Source organism: Stenotrophomonas sp. GSD10, assembly GCF_056172695.1.
Window position 1 is genome coordinate 2,501 of the sequence record NZ_JAOCMC010000002.1, and the last position, 2,500, is coordinate 5,000.

The 2,500-nt window shown below is 54.1% G+C and carries 1 rRNA gene (only partly in view); it reads left to right on the plus strand.

Features of this window, described 5'->3' with window-relative positions:
- Positions 1-2,500 (plus strand): 23S ribosomal RNA (locus tag N4G47_RS00115) (it extends past both window edges: 219 nt to the left, 161 nt to the right).

Genomic DNA, 2,500 nt, shown 5'->3' on the forward strand with positions numbered 1-2,500 from the left:
CAACCGAGATTCCGTAAGTAGCGACGAGCGAACGCGGACTAGCCCTTAAGCTGATTTGGTTCTAGGAAAACACTCTGGAAAGGGTGGCCATAGAAGGTGATAGCCCTGTATCTGAAAGGGCCATTTCAGTGAAGACGAGTAGGGCGGGGCACGTGAAACCCTGTCTGAACATGGGGGGACCATCCTCCAAGGCTAAATACTACTGACCGACCGATAGTGAACCAGTACCGTGAGGGAAAGGCGAAAAGAACCCCGGAGAGGGGAGTGAAATAGAACCTGAAACCGTGTGCGTACAAGCAGTAGGAGCTCCGCAAGGAGTGACTGCGTACCTTTTGTATAATGGGTCAGCGACTTACTGTTCGTGGCAAGCTTAACCGTATAGGGGAGGCGAAGGGAAACCGAGTCTGATAAGGGCGCATAGTCGCGGGCAGTAGACCCGAAACCGGGTGATCTAGTCATGCCCAGGGTGAAGGTGCGGTAACACGCACTGGAGGCCCGAACCCACTCCCGTTGCAAAGGTAGGGGATGAGGTGTGATTAGGAGTGAAAAGCTAATCGAACCCGGAGATAGCTGGTTCTCCTCGAAAGCTATTTAGGTAGCGCCTCATATGTATCCTCTCGGGGGTAGAGCACTGTTATGGCTAGGGGGTCATCGCGACTTACCAAACCATTGCAAACTCCGAATACCGAGACGGACTGTATGGGAGACACACGGCGGGTGCTAACGTCCGTCGTGAAAAGGGAAACAACCCAGACCCACAGCTAAGGTCCCAAATTCAGTGCTAAGTGGAAAACCATGTGGAAAGGCACAGACAGCCAGGAGGTTGGCTTAGAAGCAGCCACCCTTTAAAGAAAGCGTAATAGCTCACTGGTCGAGTCGGTCTGCGGGGAAGATTTAACGGGGCTAAGCACTGAACCGAAGCTTGGGGTGCATAACTTTGTTATGCGCGGTAGAGGAGCGTTCCGTAAGCCTGCGAAGGTGGATTGAGAAGTCCGCTGGAGGTATCGGAAGTGCGAATGCTGACATGAGTAACGATAATGCGGGTGAAAAACCCGCACGCCGAAAGCCCAAGGTTTCCTTGCGCAACGTTAATCGGCGCAGGGTGAGTCGGCCCCTAAGGCGAGGACGAAAGTCGTAGTCGATGGGAAGCAGGTTAATATTCCTGCACCTCGCGTAAGTGCGATGGAGGGACGGAGAAGGTTAGGTGTACCAGGCGTTGGTTGTCCTGGGGAAAGGCGGTAGGTTTGGATCTTTGGCAAATCCGGGATCCTCTAAGACCGAGCACCGAGACGAGCCTTTATGGCGAAGTCACTGATACCACGCTTCCAGGAAAAGCTCCTAAGCTTCAGCTTACGCAGACCGTACCGTAAACCGACACAGGTGGGTAGGATGAGAATTCTCAGGCGCTTGAGAGAACTCGGGTGAAGGAACTAGGCAACATGGCACCGTAACTTCGGGAGAAGGTGCACCCTTTTTGGTGGCTCGTGCGAGCTATAGCTGAAGAGGGTCGCAGTAACCAGGCCGCTGCGACTGTTTATCAAAAACACAGCACTCTGCAAACACGAAAGTGGACGTATAGGGTGTGACGCCTGCCCGGTGCTGGAAGGTTAATTGATGGGGTCAGCCGCAAGGCGAAGCTCTTGATCGAAGCCCCAGTAAACGGCGGCCGTAACTATAACGGTCCTAAGGTAGCGAAATTCCTTGTCGGGTAAGTTCCGACCTGCACGAATGGCGTAACGACAGCGGCGCTGTCTCCACCCGAGACTCAGTGAAATTGAAATCGCTGTGAAGATGCAGCGTTCCCGTGGCAAGACGGAAAGACCCCGTGAACCTTTACTATAGCTTTACACTGAACGTTGAGTTCGTCTGTGTAGGATAGGTGGGAGGCTATGAAACTGTGGCGCTAGCTGCAGCGGAGCCATCCTTGAAATACCACCCTGTCGTGCTTGACGTTCTAACCTGGGCCCATTATCTGGGTCGGGGACCGTGTATGGTGGGTAGTTTGACTGGGGCGGTCTCCTCCTAAAGAGTAACGGAGGAGCTCGAAGGTACGCTCAGCGCGGTCGGACATCGCGCACTGTGTGCAAAGGCATAAGCGTGCTTGACTGCAAGATCGACGGATCAAGCAGGTAGGAAACTAGGACTTAGTGATCCGGTGGTTCTGTATGGAAGGGCCATCGCTCAACGGATAAAAGGTACTCCGGGGATAACAGGCTGATACCGCCCAAGAGTTCATATCGACGGCGGTGTTTGGCACCTCGATGTCGGCTCATCACATCCTGGGGCTGTAGTCGGTCCCAAGGGTATGGCTGTTCGCCATTTAAAGTGGTACGCGAGCTGGGTTCAGAACGTCGTGAGACAGTTCGGTCCCTATCTGCCATGGGCGTTGGAGATTTGAGAGGGGCTGCTCCTAGTACGAGAGGACCGGAGTGGACGAACCTCTGGTGTTCCGGTTGTCACGCCAGTGGCATTGCCGGGTAGCTATGTTCGGAAGCGATAA